The sequence below is a fragment of the Nitrospirota bacterium genome (assembly GCA_016212215.1).
Lineage (GTDB): Bacteria > Nitrospirota > 9FT-COMBO-42-15 > HDB-SIOI813 > HDB-SIOI813 > JACRGV01.
The window spans coordinates 1-12,212 of sequence record JACRGV010000081.1; the positions used below are offsets into that span (position 1 = coordinate 1).

Genomic DNA, 12,212 nt, shown 5'->3' on the forward strand with positions numbered 1-12,212 from the left:
ACAGACCCTTAAGAATCTCTGGAAATCCGGGATACTATTTTTTCCATACTTCTAAATCTTCAAAAGAAGCACCCACAATTTCCTCTTACTTTTATATTTTTCTTAACTGTTAACTGTAAACTGTCAACTGTGAACGGTTACGAAAATCTTTCATTACCTATGGTTGATGTTGAGGCCCTTGCGATTCAGAAGGCAAAGAACTTCCTATTACATGTCGTAACAGACCATTAGATTGGAAATTGTTTGCAATAATTTCCGTTACGAGTTTCTCTGTACAGGCTAACGAGTCCTTCGGCGACAACGCTTGCCGGATAGGCCCGTTAGCCTGTATATCCTCAACCACCGTGCGGATAATAAACTTCTTAATCCATCTCTTTATCATGTTCATGTTCCTGTTCCTCCTCCGGCAGCCGCAATAGCTCCGGATATGCCTTTGCGTAGCCCTCCCGTATACGAGGGCTTATGTGCTCAATCGGGAGTTTCCCGCTGAGCTTGGACACCTCAAGGGCAAGGTTGTGGTCTGTGGTGTATCGTTTGCTACGGGTAACTAAAGACTTAAACATTGTAGTTTTCATATCAAGCATATATACAAACATTTGTTTGTGTTGTCAAGCATTATTTTAGTTACAATAGTTTATTTAAAATATATAAACATGAGTTTATAAATAACTATGCTTGGTGAAAAAATTAGAAAAGCCAGAGAATATAAGGAAATTACGCAAGAAGAGTTGGCTGAAAAATGCGGAGTTTCGAGCGTCTATATAAATTATTTAGAAAACAATAAGAGACGTGCATCCTACAAGTTATTGATGAAAATAGCTGATGTTCTTGAAATACCCATATCTGAACTTTCAAAAGACTTATCCCTCAAGACCGATTCAGAACAGCGACTACTGGAGGTGCTTCGTGATCATGATATTACCAAGCCTGAAGAGCTTGAGTTTGTATTGAAGGATTTAAGGAGGCTGAAGGATACAGAGGGTGAATCTTTTCTTGCTGCTGTTAAACTACTTGCAGCGGAAATAGGGAAGAAAAAAGGAGAAAGAAAGCCATAATAAGCTAAGCGGACATGGATAGTGCGTGTCTATGAGAATATCTATGTAATAGATTCTGACTGGTGAGGGTGATAGGGGGGGGGTGAGGGAAGTGACATCTATTACTGGTATAAACAACTCAGTGTATCCTATATTTAGCAGTTGATTTAGTGAGGATATTTGACGATAATAGCACTATGGAAACATCAAAAGGGAGAAGTGCTTTAAAGGTGGTTATTTTACATGCCATCAAACATGTTTTGGATGGTGCAGGTCAGGTGATGGTTATCTGTCCAAATAGGGAATATGTTCGTCCATCAAGAAGGGATATCAGTAAAGATAATCTGTCACTAAAGAAAGATTCAGGGCGAGTCGCCCGTGACCTTCTCACTACTATCTCACGATATGGCAAATAAATCCACTGCCGCAAAAGTGCGTCACAAAGATGGTGATGAACTTACCCTTGAGCAACATGAAACAGATAGCCCCATCATTCCGGTTGCCCATCTTGAACGTTTGCACAATTTCAGGCCTGATGCTGTTGATTGGGTACTTAAGCAAACAGAGGATGAGGCACAATACCGCAGATCTCAAAGCAATCGTGTCAATATATTTATTTTCATACAAAACCTTCTCGGCCAGATTTTTGCGGCAGGGATTGGTATCCTTGCAATAGTCGCTGGTTCATATGTTGCAATGAATGGTCAGCCATGGGCTGGGGCAACGATTGCTACTGCCGGCCTTACTGGACTTGCCGCAGTATTCCTCATTGGCAGGACGAAGAAGTAGGGTTCATGTATTTCTGTATGTATTTTATTAATTTTCATTATATCTGTACCACTCATTCAGAAAGGATGGAAGAATCTAAAGCCTTCTATCAAAGCTAACTTCCCGGGTATTAATCAAATAGATAATGAAGCTGCCCAACTCGGCTGATTCAATCAAGAACAAGGATAAAGGACTTATTTACATTTTGCTAATAGCTTAAAATATTTCTCTCTGTTCATGTTTGCTGTCCGCATATTGGATTTAATTATATCAAGGCCAACTTCATCATACTTTGGGATGATTACAGGACGTTTCACACCTACTTTTTCAAGTGCAATATGATCCCCTTCTGTCCTGCTATAAACAAATCCTGCCTGCTCAAATATACATTTCAGGACTTTCCAGTGAATAGGTGTTAAACGTGGCAATGACTTTGGCTACCTCGTAGATTAAAAGGAAGGGGCACATGAATGCTTTCATATTTCTTTGGGAATGGTTTTTCTTTTATAGGTCCCTTTGTGGAGAGAGGTTTAAAACCGCAATCCTGTAAAACTTCCCCCAGTGTCCCACGTTCAAAACAAGAAACTAAAAAAAGCCTGGTAGCCTCAATAAGATTATCTAATGCCTTTACTTTTGTTTCGCCCTGTGAATATACATCCAGAATAGTGCATGATGATATGTACCACTTTCCTTCTTTCTTAACCTGTGCAGGCAATTGTATATTAAAAACAACTTGCATTAAATATCCCTTCTGTTTAAGTTTACTAAATTAAGCAAAATCTATACCATCCATATAATTGTAAGGGTTTGTCTCACGGGATAGATGCTTTCATTATCGTCAATCTCTGCATCAGAATCAAGCCACTAAATACAGGATATGCCAGTGCAGATATGCAATTAGTGGGGTATGGGGGAGGGTTAGTCAACCATCATCGCTTTAATTTCTCTGCGTCTTAAAGGTACACGCACTTTACTTGGCGAAAGGGAAGGGTTTTGTAGATGCATGTATGGTGCCATAACATAACATTCTTTCCTCTGCCGGTATGAGTGGGCAATCGAGAACGTGGTCAAGCTGATATTTGAGGAGTGTTGACATTAACTTTTATAAACTGGTAATGTTATGCCAATGGGTACAACACAAATTTATGTAGCTTATGATGGAGAATCACTCCAATCCGGTTTGATGGATGTGCGGGACCTGGCCCCTGCCTTTATAGCCATTGGGGACCTTTGCCAAGAGACTAACCGTGTTTTAAATGGTGATAAGGCTCACCTATCCGTGAAGGTTAGATCAGGATTCCAGAGAGGTTCTTTTGAAATCTCTCTGGAAATTATGCAATCTATTATACACCATGCTAAGTCGCTCTTGCTTGGTGATGACATAATTGCTGTTAAGACATTAACCGAGTTATTGGGTTTTGCCGGCGGCGGATATGTTTCATTGATTACATTTCTTAAATGGCTCAAGAATCGTAAGGTAATAGGGATAGCCAACCAAGAGAACGGAGATTATCGTATCGAGATAGAAGGTGATCACATTGATGTTTCCCCAAACATCTTGAAATTATCTGAAAATATTAAGGTAAGGGAAGCATTGGAGGGTATAATTAAACCACTTATCCAAGATGGAATTGACCGGTTTGAAGTGCGTCAGGGGAATGAGATTATTGAATCTATTGGTAAGGGAGATATACCTTCCTTCTCTCAGCCTGAATTTACTGAAGGAGTTACGGTTGACAACGAACAGGCTGCTTTATTGGAAATTGTCAGGCTATCCTTTGAAGAAAAATACAAATGGACGTTTACAAATGGTAACATGATATTTAACGCTGATATTGAAGATGTGGAATTCCTTAATAAACTTAATAGACGTGAAATCCTTTTTGCAAAAGGGGATATATTAAAGGTCAGCCTCTATACAAAAAGCTGGCAGACTGAAAAGGGACTTAAGACGGAATATAAAGTGTTAAGGGTAATAGAGATAATCCCCTCACCGCGTCAATTACAGATGTTTAGCCCTCAGCAGGAGGATAAGTGATGTGAATAGTCCTAACTTTCATCCCAACCCTCCCCTCTTAATTTCTCTGTGTCTTAAAGGTTTTTAAATCATAAGGCTCAAACACTATATTCTTTCCAATCCGTTTATGTTTAAGAACACCATTCTTTACCCATCTCCTGATAGTAATTTCCGCAATTCCAAGGTATTCAGCAGCTTCCTTAATAGTGAAAGGGGAGCTATTTATATCACCAAACACCTCTTCATGGGTATAATATTCTTTCTCAAACCCATAACGTGCAATAATAGAAAAAAGTCGTTCCCTTTCCCCTATTGGCATATTAATAATATCTCTGTAAACCTTCTCTGCATTTATCATGTTATTTTACCCCTTTCTATATTGTTTTAGGTCTCTATAAAAATTCTCATGTGTTCCTATCAGATAAAATACTATATCATTCTCCTCTATCCTGTAAGCTATCAAATATTCCTGGCTGTTAGATTTAAACTTGTGCACCCTGAAGCCCGACAGGTCACCGCTTTTCGCTTCACCTATAACCGGATCATCAGCAATCTGCTCTATCTCATCTTCAATAAGTAATTGAAAACCTCTTGTTTGCTTCTTAACAAACTTTTTAAAAGGCAGCTTATATAATCTATCCATGATTAATAAAATGATAAAATATATTATCACCAATGTCAACCCCAAAAAAAGTTCTTGACAAACCTTAAACACTTGTTTATATTTCTTCGTGTATTGCATAATCTAATGTTTAACACAGACCCGCAAAGTCGGGGAGAGGAGGCGGTGAATGGTAGAGGAGGAAGAAAAAAAGGAGAGGGAGGGAACTTCTCCCTCATCAAAATGATTATGCTTGTGAGGCATTGTGGGCAGGGACTTAAAACAGAGGGATGCAGTTTCCCGCACTTAGGCGGGCAGGCTTGGCTATCCTGAGAAAGCGGCCAAAGTTTGTATTGAGGACACCGGCAGGGACTTCAAGCTCTGCCGGTAAAGGAAAGGGAGGTGAAGCAATGTTTGAGATAGGGAAGGCATATTTTTTTAGAACGGTGACTTATCACCTTGTAGGAGAGGTGGTAAGACAAGAGGGAAACTTTATAGAGCTTAAGGATGCTTCTTGGGTTGCAGATTCAGGAAGATTCTCGGATGCAATTAAGAAAGGAACTTTGGATGAGGTTGAGCCAGTAGGTACAGCGTATATAAACATGGACAGCGTGACAGACGCTTTCCCGTGGGAACATCCACTCCCGAAGGAACCACAATGAAAATATCTCTGAGGTCAGGGTCAAGGGCAAGGGCAGGGGCATGGTCAAGGTCAAGGGCAGGGTCATGGTCATGGTCAAGGTCATGGTCATGGGCAGTGGCATGGGCATGGGCATGGGCATGGTTAATAAAGGAAAGGGGCATAGCGTGAGAGGGGCAATTGCTAAAAGGCTGAGGAGGCAGGCTTATGGTGATATGTCGTTGAAAGAAGAAAGAACATACAAATTTCTTCATAAACCGGTTTATCCCAGAGATTTCCAACAGCCGTGGGGCACCATAATCAACGTGGGAAAAAGACGGGACTATCTCAATCTGAAAAAGGAATATAAGAAAGGAGGTGATGAAAATCGAAAATAAATCGAATATTGTTGCTTTGCCTGTTTGTGACTGTTGCCAGAAGATATCCCTTGTGACATTGACTAACGAAAACGTCAATGACAAGGATGCCTATTGTGAAGAGTGCTTCCATACATTTGGAAGCCTCAAACAGAACCATGAAGGCGTCTGTCCGGTATGCCGTCTTGTCAAACCATACCATGAGGAGAGATGTCTACTGCTTGTGCTGTCGAACTACTACAGCCGCCATCATGAAGTCATAGTACATGAAGACCTCTGGATTGAGGCAGGCAGGCTCAGACTGGCCACAGTAAGCGAGGGGAAGGTTTCACGAGGCCTGTTCCCTGATGTGACGCACATCCTGCCAAAAGGAAGCAGAATAAAGGTAATCATAGAGGAGGGATTGAGATGACACCGGAACAGAAGGCGTGGATTGATGCAGCGTCCTATAAACAATTGCTTGAGAAATGGCGGTTTGCCCCTATTAAGGACGCATTCTTTCAGGGTGAATGTGGAGATTATTACCAGAAGGTTATGAGAGAAAAAAGAGACAAAATAACAGATGCAGAGCGTGTACAGGCAAGTAAAGACTTAGAATGGGGTTGATGGAGGAGGGAGAAATGAAGAGCAATAAAGACGATGTGTGGGAGAAGATGGCCGCTTATTTCCTTGTGTTTATGTTTGCCCTGGCTCTTGGCTATACATGGAGACATGCACAGGAAGATATTAGGGAGAAGACAGATCCGGATAAGATTGTAGTGATTAGACACTGCAAGGAGGTTGCAAAGAAATGATAAAAGGCAAGCTCGTTAAATTTCAGCCGCTCAAAACCGGCGGGGTCTCAATAATGATTGACTCTGCAAAAGAGTATCTGCACGAGATGGTTGACCTACAGGATGCAGAAGTTATCATCATGCCTATGCAAAAGGACTTGGAGCCAGATAAGGCAGCGGTGTTTGCTGATATTCGTAACAGCCTGGAAGTGATTATGAAAAGACTGGAGGGGCTATGAACTGCCCTAAATGCCAGTCTCCAATGCAGGCACGAAAGAAGACGGGGTCAGTTTTTATAAGTGCTGGTGCTGCGGGAAACGTGAGTATGGAAGATTATCGCACTCAGCCAAATTGTGTAGCGGGTGCGGGGAAAAACACACAAACATAATCAGCTTTTGCGCTCCCTGCCATAAAAAGAATATAGGAAAATCAGCAAAGGAGAGAACATGCACTGGATGAATTTATTGTTTTATTGCCTCGGTTTTGTAACCGCCTTTCTCTGTTTCGGCTGTGCATCATTGATTATGGCAGCAGATCGGGCAGACAGGGAACGAGAAGAGGATTACGAGAGATGGAGAAGAGAATATTTTGCAGATACCATGCTTGAGGAAATTGAGAGAAGGGAGGTTATGTAATGCCATACACAGAATGTAAACCTTACGATGCATATATACCTCAATCTGTATGTGACGCAAGGAAGAAAAAGGCTATGCAAGGTGATGTCGAGATAACTTACAGAAAGTGCCAAGAATGTCAGGGAGGGGAGATAATAGTGGATACAGATAAAGAAGTTTTAAAGTGCAAAACATGCGGGTCAACGGAAGAGAAGAGGTTTCACAAGGCGTTGCAGGAATGTGGAAAATGTTATGACAAGAGGTGGAAGGCAGAGCATGCAGCAAAACAGAACATAGAACTGCCGAAAGAATGGGGGACAGTGAAGCAGCCAGTACCAGTAACAGTACCAGTAACAGTGCGACCGGCGCCCACACTACCTAAAGAAAACGGCCATATCCTCCTGCTTGATTTCCGTGAATATGACGGATGGTATGACACGCTGAAGGAGATTGCCACAGAGGAGATGAGGACGCCCGCAAACATGGTCATGTACTGGATAAGGGGACATTTGAAGAAGGGGGGAACATAATGAATTGTTCTTTTTATGAAGTTTACAATGGTGATCAATTCTGTAACTTGTTCCACGATGTGGTGTATTGCAATAATAATACACATCTATGCGAATGTGATGAAGACAGAAAAAAAGAAATAGTCTGCCAGATGAATGACTGGAAGGATGAACTTAGCAGAGAGGAAGAAAGGAATGACTGGAAGGATGAACTTAGCAGAGAGGAAGAAAGGAGAACATGATGGAACAGGCACTTGAGATAGTAAATCAGGCAACAGGAGAAGTAACAACTTTAGTTAGGAATACGCAGGTGGTTGATATAACATCTGAACAGATACAGCTCATCAAGAATATCCTTGCTCCTAACGCAACGGATGATGAGTTGCAATTATTTATTTATGAATGTAAAAGGCGTGGTGTTCATCCCTTGGATCGGCTTATCTACTTTGTGAAAAGGAAGGGCAAGGATGGCGAGAAGGATAAGATAACATTCCAAACAAGTATTGATTACCTGCGTATGGAGTCTGAAAATTCAGGAGATTATGGAGGGATTGACGAGGCTATATATGGTACAGAAATAGGGGGATTCCCTGAATGGGCAAAGGTTACAGTCTATAAATTCATTAATGGGGAGAAGGTAGGGTTTACCGGAACTGCACGTTGGAAAGAGTTTTATCCAGGGGAAACGTTAGGTTTCATGTGGCGAAAAATGCCCTATCACATGATGGCGAAATGTGCGGAAGCACTTGCCAGACGTTTGGCATGGCCAAAAAAACTTCAATGCTTATACACCCCAGAGGAAATGCAGCAAGCAGACGCTGAACCCAAACTCTCTATCACACTGCCACAACGTAAATCAGAGGGCAACGGTAGCCGCAACCCTGCCACTGCTGACACTGACCTTAAAGGAAATCTCCGCCATCTCATGGCGGAGATTCAGCACATCACATCAGAGTCAGAGGCAGAAATACTTAAAATACATTCTGCATTTGATAAGGAAAAGGATGGAAAAAGGAGTCTGTATACGCTAAGGACATAGATCATCTGATGAAGAGTGAGAAGTGGGCGCAGGCGGCATATGGCAGGATGAAGGAATGGCTGAAAAAGAATATCCCTCCTGCGGATACGGCGGAGGATAATCCTTTTGAATAATTTCAGGTTTGATTCTGAAACACATACATACTGGATGGATAACCGGAAACTTCCGGGTGTTACAGGAATACTGACGGATGCCGGTCTCATAAACACTGACTGGTTTCAGGAGGAACATGCAAACAGGGGCACGGCTGTGCATACAGCCTGCCTATACTGGCTGCAAAATGATTTAGACGAGGAGAGCTTAGACCCACAACTTGCCGGTTATCTGGAAGGGTTTAAGGAGTTCATGCACAAATCCGGTTTTTCTCCAGAGATGTCGCTGGTGGAAAAACCAAGATACGACGCATTAAAACTATTCGCAGGGACTCCGGACCTGCCCGGGTACATGAATAGTTTACCTGTGATAATAGATATTAAATCAGGCGGTGTGTATCCCTATCACGCCTTACAACTTGCAGCATATAAGATTTTACTGCGGGTCAATGGATTCCAAGCATTAAAAAGATATGTTCTGCAATTACGCCCTAATGGGAGCAGTAAGCTGCATGAGTTTAAAGATATTAATGACGAAGGGGTATTTCTGGCCGCACTAACACTTTATCAATGGAAATATAAGAATGGAGGTAAGTAATTATGGAAGCAGCATTAGCATTATTGCCGGAGACAAGCAAGGTAGATAATCAGGCACTACAAGCGAAAGAAGTGGCGAACAGCATGGTTATTTCAGATGACACTACATACATTAAGGCAGGGGAATTCCTGAAAGGATTAAAGGCCATTGCGGGCGAGATTAAGGAGACCTTCAGGCCGGGGATAGAACAGGCATTCAAACTCCACAGGACTCTTATAAGCACTGAGAAAAATCATCTGGAGCCGGTGGCAGAGGCAGAGAGTATTATAAAAAAGAAGATGATGGGATATCAGGATGAGCAGGAAAGGAAGAGGCGTGAAGAGGAGGCAAGGCTACGGGAGGAGGCAAGAAAGAGGGAAGAAGAGGCAAGGCTTGCAGAGGCCGTCTTCCATGAAGCTGCCGGAAACAATGAGGAGGCAGAGGCAATATTAAATTTACCGATTGAACCTCCGCCTGTAATCCTGCCGAAGGCAACACCAAAGGTAGCAGGTATTTCAACAAGGGTTATCTGGAAATTCAGAATTGTTGATGCAAACAAGATACCGCGTGAATACATGATCCCCTATGAACAGGCCATAGGGGCCTTAGTACGAGCACTAGGAGATGCTGCCAAGATTCCAGGGATAGAGGTTTATCCAGAGACAAATATTGCAGCAGGGAGGTAAAGGGGAGGAATAGGAGGAAGGATGAAGATTAGAGACAAAGAAATAAAAGAGCCGGTGCGCCATCATGCAGACTTCCGCCACTTAATCCAGTCCCGCAAGGCTTCATTCATGCGGGACTGCCAGCCCCTGCCTGTGGATTTAAATGCAGACAAGATATCGGCATCTACACGGATATTGATATGCTTCTTTAACACGGGTTTAAGCGGTCTTCCTCGCTGTGGTTTCAGCATCTCATTGGCGACTTCCTTCGGCATAATCTCATGCAGTACCTCACGTGCCGGTCTCATGTGTTTAAAGTCCCCAGCATTAAGTTCTCTAACCTCTCCATCTTCATCAATCAGTGGTTTCTTTAGTGTTTTCTTCATAATCTCTAACCTCTCTTTTGTTTGCCTTTCTCAGGCTGATTATTCTAACCGTCTCGCCTCGCATGGTGAATGCTATTACATACAGGCGACCGTCCAGAATACCGGTTGCAACAAATCTCTGTTCTTTGTAATCGCCTCTGTCATCTGTAAGAATGTTAGCGGTATCCCACTCAAATCTATCAGCGTCAGCAAAATCTATACCTCTGTCACTGATAGTCCGTTGCCGCTTGCCTTCATCCCATTCGTATATCACAGGATTATTGTAGTCACAATAATTATATATTGTCAACCAATAAAGGAGGAATAATGAATCTACAGGCTTCAATTAAAAAAGTAACAACCACAAAGAAGGATGACGGCATTGACGCACAGTTGGTACTGTTTAAGGCGACAATTGAAAACTTTGTGTTGCTCCCGAAAACACGGATGACCCAAAGGAGCCTGTGGAATAAACGGTCAATGAGATACCTTGAGAATCTGAAAGCATTGGCATTGGAACTGAAGAAACAATGCCCCATAGGGTTTTACATTAATTACCCTGTGGAGCTGTCCTTCTCTGTGCACAGACCAACAAGGCATAGAATTGATGCTGACAACTGTCTAAAAAGCATACAGGATGCCTTGCAGCAGGCAAAGATAATTGAGAATGACAGCCTTATACAAGGCTACGGAAAAAGCAGGCTGTGGTTTGATGGTAAGGCAAGGGTGATTGTGGAGTTGAGAAGGTTATAACTTATGTGTGATTATGGTAAAGGTATAGACATAAATACAGCAAAATGGCTCAGCCTGGAGCATGCCTGCATATACATGACAGGACTTAGTGAAAACACTGTTTTAAAACACATCAGGGAAGGTGACATATACGGGATACGCAAAGGCGGTAAGTGGGTAATAGACCGTGAGAGCATAGATGAATATTATAATACAGAGCGGGCAGCAGAACGGATACTCTTTGAAAGGATAAAGGCAAAGAGGGGAAGGAGGAGGAAGGTTGACTCCACAAAGCTCAGAATGTTATAACCTCAGCATGAGGCTATGGCAACATCCAAACGGTTACTGGTACGCTGAATTTGAAACCGATAAACGCCGGTCACTAAAGACAAAGGATGCTGACCTTGCAAAGCGGCTGTTTACTCAACTCAAGCGGGACTACCTTAAAGGGAAACTCCTGTTTCTTGAGAATGGCAGGACTATATCACTACAGGCATTCAAGGATGAGTTATTGAACTTTATCAAGACCAATAGGGAAGAAACAACTTACAATGTCTACCGGGTTGCGTTTACCCGATTACTTGAACATATAGGAGACATTGACCTGAAATGTATTACGAGACAATATCTTGAGAAATTCCATAACCTGCTTTTAGAACGTGGGGCAAAGAAGGTCTCAGTCAATACATATATGAGGCATCTCAAGGCCGGACTTCAGAAGGCTGTTGAGTGGGAATATTTAAACAGGAATCCGTATACAGGCATAAAACAGTTCAGGGTTGATAAGAAGCTGCCAAGATTCCTTTCTCAGGAGGAGATAGTTAAGCTGCTTAATTCAATTAAAGACAAGGAATATCGGATCATGGTTGAACTGTACCTCTACACCGGCCTCAGACGTTCAGAGCTGTTGCGATTGTCATGGACTGATATTGATGTTGCACATGGATTCATCTATCTGAGAAAAACCAAGACACACCTTGAACGGGCGATACCGCTGACAGAAATACTTACAAGGCTGATTGAAGACCTGCGTAATATTTCCGGCAGGAGAGAATATCTTTTCAGGTGGAAGGATAAGGATGTAATATCGAGACTATTTAGAAGGGCGATAAAAAAGGCTGGAGTTAAGAAGGCACGCCTCCATGACCTGCGGCATACCTTTGCAAGTCACCTTGTAATGTCAGGTGAAGAGCTACGGACGGTTCAGGAACTGCTTGGACATCAGCAGATTTCAACGACCCTGATTTACGCACACCTATCGAAAGAATATCTCAAAAATGCCCTCTCTAAGTTCAGACCTCCTGAACTCGGCAAAACGATCCTTGATGGTTGAGTAGTCGCTAACCTATTGTAATAATTTTATTAATATCTTCCCATAGTCAAAACATTTTACGCTGTTTGTTCATAGTGTAAGATTCTGTTATGATCCC

General features: G+C 42.3%; 28 protein-coding genes. 20 read left to right on the forward strand and 8 right to left on the reverse strand.

The window, feature by feature from the left end; all coding sequences use genetic code 11:
- Positions 1 to 157: 157 nt before the first annotated feature.
- Together HZA08_07305 and HZA08_07310 are read right to left on the reverse strand one after the other, a co-directional pair.
- Positions 158 to 388 (reverse strand): hypothetical protein, encoded by a 231-nt coding sequence (locus HZA08_07305; GenBank protein MBI5193230.1) that lies wholly within the window; start codon positions 386 to 388, stop codon positions 158 to 160.
- Positions 363 to 575, reverse strand: a complete 213-nt coding sequence (locus tag HZA08_07310; protein ID MBI5193231.1) for a hypothetical protein — start codon at positions 573 to 575, stop codon at positions 363 to 365. Before HZA08_07310 ends, HZA08_07305 begins: the two co-directional genes overlap by 26 nt.
- Positions 576 to 671: 96 nt before the next feature.
- Here HZA08_07310 and HZA08_07315 point away from each other — a divergent pair, with 96 nt between their 5' ends.
- The 3 genes from HZA08_07315 to HZA08_07325 all read left to right on the forward strand — a co-directional run bounded on the left by HZA08_07315 (position 672) and on the right by HZA08_07325 (position 1,823).
- Positions 672 to 1,055: a helix-turn-helix transcriptional regulator gene (locus tag HZA08_07315; protein MBI5193232.1), complete on the forward strand. Its 384-nt coding sequence runs from the start codon at positions 672 to 674 to the stop codon at positions 1,053 to 1,055.
- Positions 1,056 to 1,231: 176 nt separating this feature from the next.
- Positions 1,232 to 1,450, forward strand: coding sequence for a hypothetical protein (locus HZA08_07320; GenBank protein MBI5193233.1), 219 nt, complete (start codon positions 1,232 to 1,234; stop codon positions 1,448 to 1,450).
- Entirely contained in the window at positions 1,440 to 1,823 is a 384-nt protein-coding gene (locus tag HZA08_07325; GenBank protein ID MBI5193234.1) for a hypothetical protein, read from the forward strand. Before HZA08_07320 ends, HZA08_07325 begins: the two co-directional genes overlap by 11 nt.
- Positions 1,824 to 1,996: 173 nt before the next feature.
- On the opposite strand, the gene HZA08_07330 is transcribed toward HZA08_07325, so the two are convergent.
- A complete protein-coding gene (locus tag HZA08_07330) occupies positions 1,997 to 2,230 on the reverse strand; it encodes a type II toxin-antitoxin system HicA family toxin (protein ID MBI5193235.1) in 234 nt (77 codons plus the stop codon).
- Positions 2,218 to 2,541, reverse strand: a complete 324-nt coding sequence (locus HZA08_07335; protein MBI5193236.1) for a type II toxin-antitoxin system HicB family antitoxin — start codon at positions 2,539 to 2,541, stop codon at positions 2,218 to 2,220. The genes HZA08_07330 and HZA08_07335 overlap by 13 nt, the downstream gene beginning before the upstream one ends.
- Positions 2,542 to 2,928: 387 nt before the next feature.
- On the opposite strand from HZA08_07335, the gene HZA08_07340 reads away from it, so the two are divergent.
- Positions 2,929 to 3,840: a hypothetical protein gene (locus tag HZA08_07340; GenBank protein ID MBI5193237.1), complete on the forward strand. Its 912-nt coding sequence runs from the start codon at positions 2,929 to 2,931 to the stop codon at positions 3,838 to 3,840.
- Between the two features lie 37 nt (positions 3,841 to 3,877).
- Here the strand turns inward: HZA08_07340 and HZA08_07345 are convergent, their stop codons facing one another.
- Complete coding sequence (locus tag HZA08_07345) at positions 3,878 to 4,177, reverse strand: helix-turn-helix domain-containing protein (GenBank protein ID MBI5193238.1); 300 nt, start codon at positions 4,175 to 4,177, stop codon at positions 3,878 to 3,880.
- 6 nt (positions 4,178 to 4,183) lie between these two features.
- Positions 4,184 to 4,462, reverse strand: a complete 279-nt coding sequence (locus HZA08_07350) for a type II toxin-antitoxin system RelE/ParE family toxin (GenBank protein MBI5193239.1) — start codon at positions 4,460 to 4,462, stop codon at positions 4,184 to 4,186.
- 248 nt (positions 4,463 to 4,710) lie between these two features.
- On the opposite strand from HZA08_07350, the gene HZA08_07355 reads away from it, so the two are divergent.
- From HZA08_07355 to HZA08_07415, 13 genes are all read left to right on the forward strand, one after another.
- Complete coding sequence (locus tag HZA08_07355; protein MBI5193240.1) at positions 4,711 to 5,082, forward strand: hypothetical protein; 372 nt, start codon at positions 4,711 to 4,713, stop codon at positions 5,080 to 5,082.
- Entirely contained in the window at positions 5,079 to 5,231 is a 153-nt protein-coding gene (locus HZA08_07360) for a hypothetical protein (protein ID MBI5193241.1), read from the forward strand. The genes HZA08_07355 and HZA08_07360 overlap by 4 nt, the downstream gene beginning before the upstream one ends.
- Positions 5,228 to 5,437 carry a hypothetical protein gene (locus HZA08_07365; protein ID MBI5193242.1) on the forward strand — a complete coding sequence of 70 codons (210 nt, stop codon included), beginning with the start codon at positions 5,228 to 5,230 and terminating at the stop codon, positions 5,435 to 5,437. Before HZA08_07360 ends, HZA08_07365 begins: the two co-directional genes overlap by 4 nt.
- A complete protein-coding gene (locus HZA08_07370) occupies positions 5,421 to 5,828 on the forward strand; it encodes a hypothetical protein (protein ID MBI5193243.1) in 408 nt (135 codons plus the stop codon). The genes HZA08_07365 and HZA08_07370 overlap by 17 nt, the downstream gene beginning before the upstream one ends.
- Positions 5,825 to 6,022 carry a hypothetical protein gene (locus tag HZA08_07375; protein ID MBI5193244.1) on the forward strand — a complete coding sequence of 66 codons (198 nt, stop codon included), beginning with the start codon at positions 5,825 to 5,827 and terminating at the stop codon, positions 6,020 to 6,022. Before HZA08_07370 ends, HZA08_07375 begins: the two co-directional genes overlap by 4 nt.
- A 14-nt stretch (positions 6,023 to 6,036) precedes the next feature.
- Complete coding sequence (locus HZA08_07380; GenBank protein MBI5193245.1) at positions 6,037 to 6,210, forward strand: hypothetical protein; 174 nt, start codon at positions 6,037 to 6,039, stop codon at positions 6,208 to 6,210.
- Positions 6,207 to 6,428, forward strand: a complete 222-nt coding sequence (locus tag HZA08_07385) for a hypothetical protein (protein MBI5193246.1) — start codon at positions 6,207 to 6,209, stop codon at positions 6,426 to 6,428. Before HZA08_07380 ends, HZA08_07385 begins: the two co-directional genes overlap by 4 nt.
- A 216-nt stretch (positions 6,429 to 6,644) precedes the next feature.
- The gene (locus HZA08_07390; GenBank protein MBI5193247.1) at positions 6,645 to 6,824 is read left to right on the forward strand and encodes a hypothetical protein; all 180 of its coding nucleotides are present in this window, start codon (positions 6,645 to 6,647) and stop codon (positions 6,822 to 6,824) included.
- Complete coding sequence (locus HZA08_07395) at positions 6,824 to 7,333, forward strand: hypothetical protein (GenBank protein ID MBI5193248.1); 510 nt, start codon at positions 6,824 to 6,826, stop codon at positions 7,331 to 7,333. Before HZA08_07390 ends, HZA08_07395 begins: the two co-directional genes overlap by 1 nt.
- Positions 7,333 to 7,554, forward strand: a complete 222-nt coding sequence (locus tag HZA08_07400) for a hypothetical protein (protein MBI5193249.1) — start codon at positions 7,333 to 7,335, stop codon at positions 7,552 to 7,554. The genes HZA08_07395 and HZA08_07400 overlap by 1 nt, the downstream gene beginning before the upstream one ends.
- On the forward strand, positions 7,551 to 8,351 hold the full coding sequence (locus tag HZA08_07405; GenBank protein ID MBI5193250.1) for a recombinase RecT: 801 nt from the start codon (positions 7,551 to 7,553) through the stop codon (positions 8,349 to 8,351). The genes HZA08_07400 and HZA08_07405 overlap by 4 nt, the downstream gene beginning before the upstream one ends.
- A 105-nt stretch (positions 8,352 to 8,456) precedes the next feature.
- Complete coding sequence (locus tag HZA08_07410; protein ID MBI5193251.1) at positions 8,457 to 9,041, forward strand: hypothetical protein; 585 nt, start codon at positions 8,457 to 8,459, stop codon at positions 9,039 to 9,041.
- Between the two features lie 2 nt (positions 9,042 to 9,043).
- Positions 9,044 to 9,706, forward strand: coding sequence for a hypothetical protein (locus HZA08_07415; protein ID MBI5193252.1), 663 nt, complete (start codon positions 9,044 to 9,046; stop codon positions 9,704 to 9,706).
- A 62-nt stretch (positions 9,707 to 9,768) separates the two neighbouring features.
- On the opposite strand, the gene HZA08_07420 is transcribed toward HZA08_07415, so the two are convergent.
- Positions 9,769 to 10,071, reverse strand: a complete 303-nt coding sequence (locus HZA08_07420; GenBank protein ID MBI5193253.1) for a BrnA antitoxin family protein — start codon at positions 10,069 to 10,071, stop codon at positions 9,769 to 9,771.
- A complete protein-coding gene (locus HZA08_07425; protein MBI5193254.1) occupies positions 10,040 to 10,324 on the reverse strand; it encodes a BrnT family toxin in 285 nt (94 codons plus the stop codon). Before HZA08_07425 ends, HZA08_07420 begins: the two co-directional genes overlap by 32 nt.
- A gap of 53 nt (positions 10,325 to 10,377) precedes the next feature.
- Here HZA08_07425 and HZA08_07430 point away from each other — a divergent pair, with 53 nt between their 5' ends.
- From HZA08_07430 to HZA08_07440, 3 genes are read left to right on the forward strand one after another with little or no spacing between them, the layout of a single operon-like run.
- Positions 10,378 to 10,803 (forward strand): RusA family crossover junction endodeoxyribonuclease, encoded by a 426-nt coding sequence (locus HZA08_07430; GenBank protein ID MBI5193255.1) that lies wholly within the window; start codon positions 10,378 to 10,380, stop codon positions 10,801 to 10,803.
- 3 nt (positions 10,804 to 10,806) lie between these two features.
- Positions 10,807 to 11,091: a helix-turn-helix domain-containing protein gene (locus tag HZA08_07435; protein MBI5193256.1), complete on the forward strand. Its 285-nt coding sequence runs from the start codon at positions 10,807 to 10,809 to the stop codon at positions 11,089 to 11,091.
- Complete coding sequence (locus HZA08_07440; GenBank protein MBI5193257.1) at positions 11,063 to 12,115, forward strand: tyrosine-type recombinase/integrase; 1,053 nt, start codon at positions 11,063 to 11,065, stop codon at positions 12,113 to 12,115. The genes HZA08_07435 and HZA08_07440 overlap by 29 nt, the downstream gene beginning before the upstream one ends.
- Positions 12,116 to 12,212 lie beyond the last annotated feature (97 nt).

What these genes read in the sequence shown, in the direction of transcription:
- HZA08_07415 (MBI5193252.1), top strand. Translation starts at nt 9,044, where the DNA reads ATGGAAGCAGCATTAGCATTATTGCCGGAGACAAGCAAGGTAGATAAT.
- HZA08_07310 (MBI5193231.1), bottom strand. Translation starts at nt 575, where the DNA reads ATGAAAACTACAATGTTTAAGTCTTTAGTTACCCGTAGCAAACGATAC.
- HZA08_07350 (MBI5193239.1), bottom strand. Translation starts at nt 4,462, where the DNA reads ATGGATAGATTATATAAGCTGCCTTTTAAAAAGTTTGTTAAGAAGCAA.
- HZA08_07360 (MBI5193241.1), top strand. Translation starts at nt 5,079, where the DNA reads ATGAAAATATCTCTGAGGTCAGGGTCAAGGGCAAGGGCAGGGGCATGG.
- HZA08_07375 (MBI5193244.1), top strand. Translation starts at nt 5,825, where the DNA reads ATGACACCGGAACAGAAGGCGTGGATTGATGCAGCGTCCTATAAACAA.
- HZA08_07370 (MBI5193243.1), top strand. Translation starts at nt 5,421, where the DNA reads ATGAAAATCGAAAATAAATCGAATATTGTTGCTTTGCCTGTTTGTGAC.
- HZA08_07385 (MBI5193246.1), top strand. Translation starts at nt 6,207, where the DNA reads ATGATAAAAGGCAAGCTCGTTAAATTTCAGCCGCTCAAAACCGGCGGG.
- HZA08_07405 (MBI5193250.1), top strand. Translation starts at nt 7,551, where the DNA reads ATGATGGAACAGGCACTTGAGATAGTAAATCAGGCAACAGGAGAAGTA.
- HZA08_07430 (MBI5193255.1), top strand. Translation starts at nt 10,378, where the DNA reads ATGAATCTACAGGCTTCAATTAAAAAAGTAACAACCACAAAGAAGGAT.
- HZA08_07315 (MBI5193232.1), top strand. Translation starts at nt 672, where the DNA reads ATGCTTGGTGAAAAAATTAGAAAAGCCAGAGAATATAAGGAAATTACG.
- HZA08_07390 (MBI5193247.1), top strand. Translation starts at nt 6,645, where the DNA reads ATGAATTTATTGTTTTATTGCCTCGGTTTTGTAACCGCCTTTCTCTGT.
- HZA08_07325 (MBI5193234.1), top strand. Translation starts at nt 1,440, where the DNA reads ATGGCAAATAAATCCACTGCCGCAAAAGTGCGTCACAAAGATGGTGAT.
- HZA08_07380 (MBI5193245.1), top strand. Translation starts at nt 6,037, where the DNA reads ATGAAGAGCAATAAAGACGATGTGTGGGAGAAGATGGCCGCTTATTTC.
- HZA08_07335 (MBI5193236.1), bottom strand. Translation starts at nt 2,541, where the DNA reads ATGCAAGTTGTTTTTAATATACAATTGCCTGCACAGGTTAAGAAAGAA.
- HZA08_07305 (MBI5193230.1), bottom strand. Translation starts at nt 388, where the DNA reads ATGAACATGATAAAGAGATGGATTAAGAAGTTTATTATCCGCACGGTG.
- HZA08_07345 (MBI5193238.1), bottom strand. Translation starts at nt 4,177, where the DNA reads ATGATAAATGCAGAGAAGGTTTACAGAGATATTATTAATATGCCAATA.
- HZA08_07355 (MBI5193240.1), top strand. Translation starts at nt 4,711, where the DNA reads ATGCAGTTTCCCGCACTTAGGCGGGCAGGCTTGGCTATCCTGAGAAAG.
- HZA08_07420 (MBI5193253.1), bottom strand. Translation starts at nt 10,071, where the DNA reads ATGAAGAAAACACTAAAGAAACCACTGATTGATGAAGATGGAGAGGTT.
- HZA08_07340 (MBI5193237.1), top strand. Translation starts at nt 2,929, where the DNA reads ATGGGTACAACACAAATTTATGTAGCTTATGATGGAGAATCACTCCAA.
- HZA08_07320 (MBI5193233.1), top strand. Translation starts at nt 1,232, where the DNA reads ATGGAAACATCAAAAGGGAGAAGTGCTTTAAAGGTGGTTATTTTACAT.
- HZA08_07395 (MBI5193248.1), top strand. Translation starts at nt 6,824, where the DNA reads ATGCCATACACAGAATGTAAACCTTACGATGCATATATACCTCAATCT.
- HZA08_07400 (MBI5193249.1), top strand. Translation starts at nt 7,333, where the DNA reads ATGAATTGTTCTTTTTATGAAGTTTACAATGGTGATCAATTCTGTAAC.
- HZA08_07435 (MBI5193256.1), top strand. Translation starts at nt 10,807, where the DNA reads ATGTGTGATTATGGTAAAGGTATAGACATAAATACAGCAAAATGGCTC.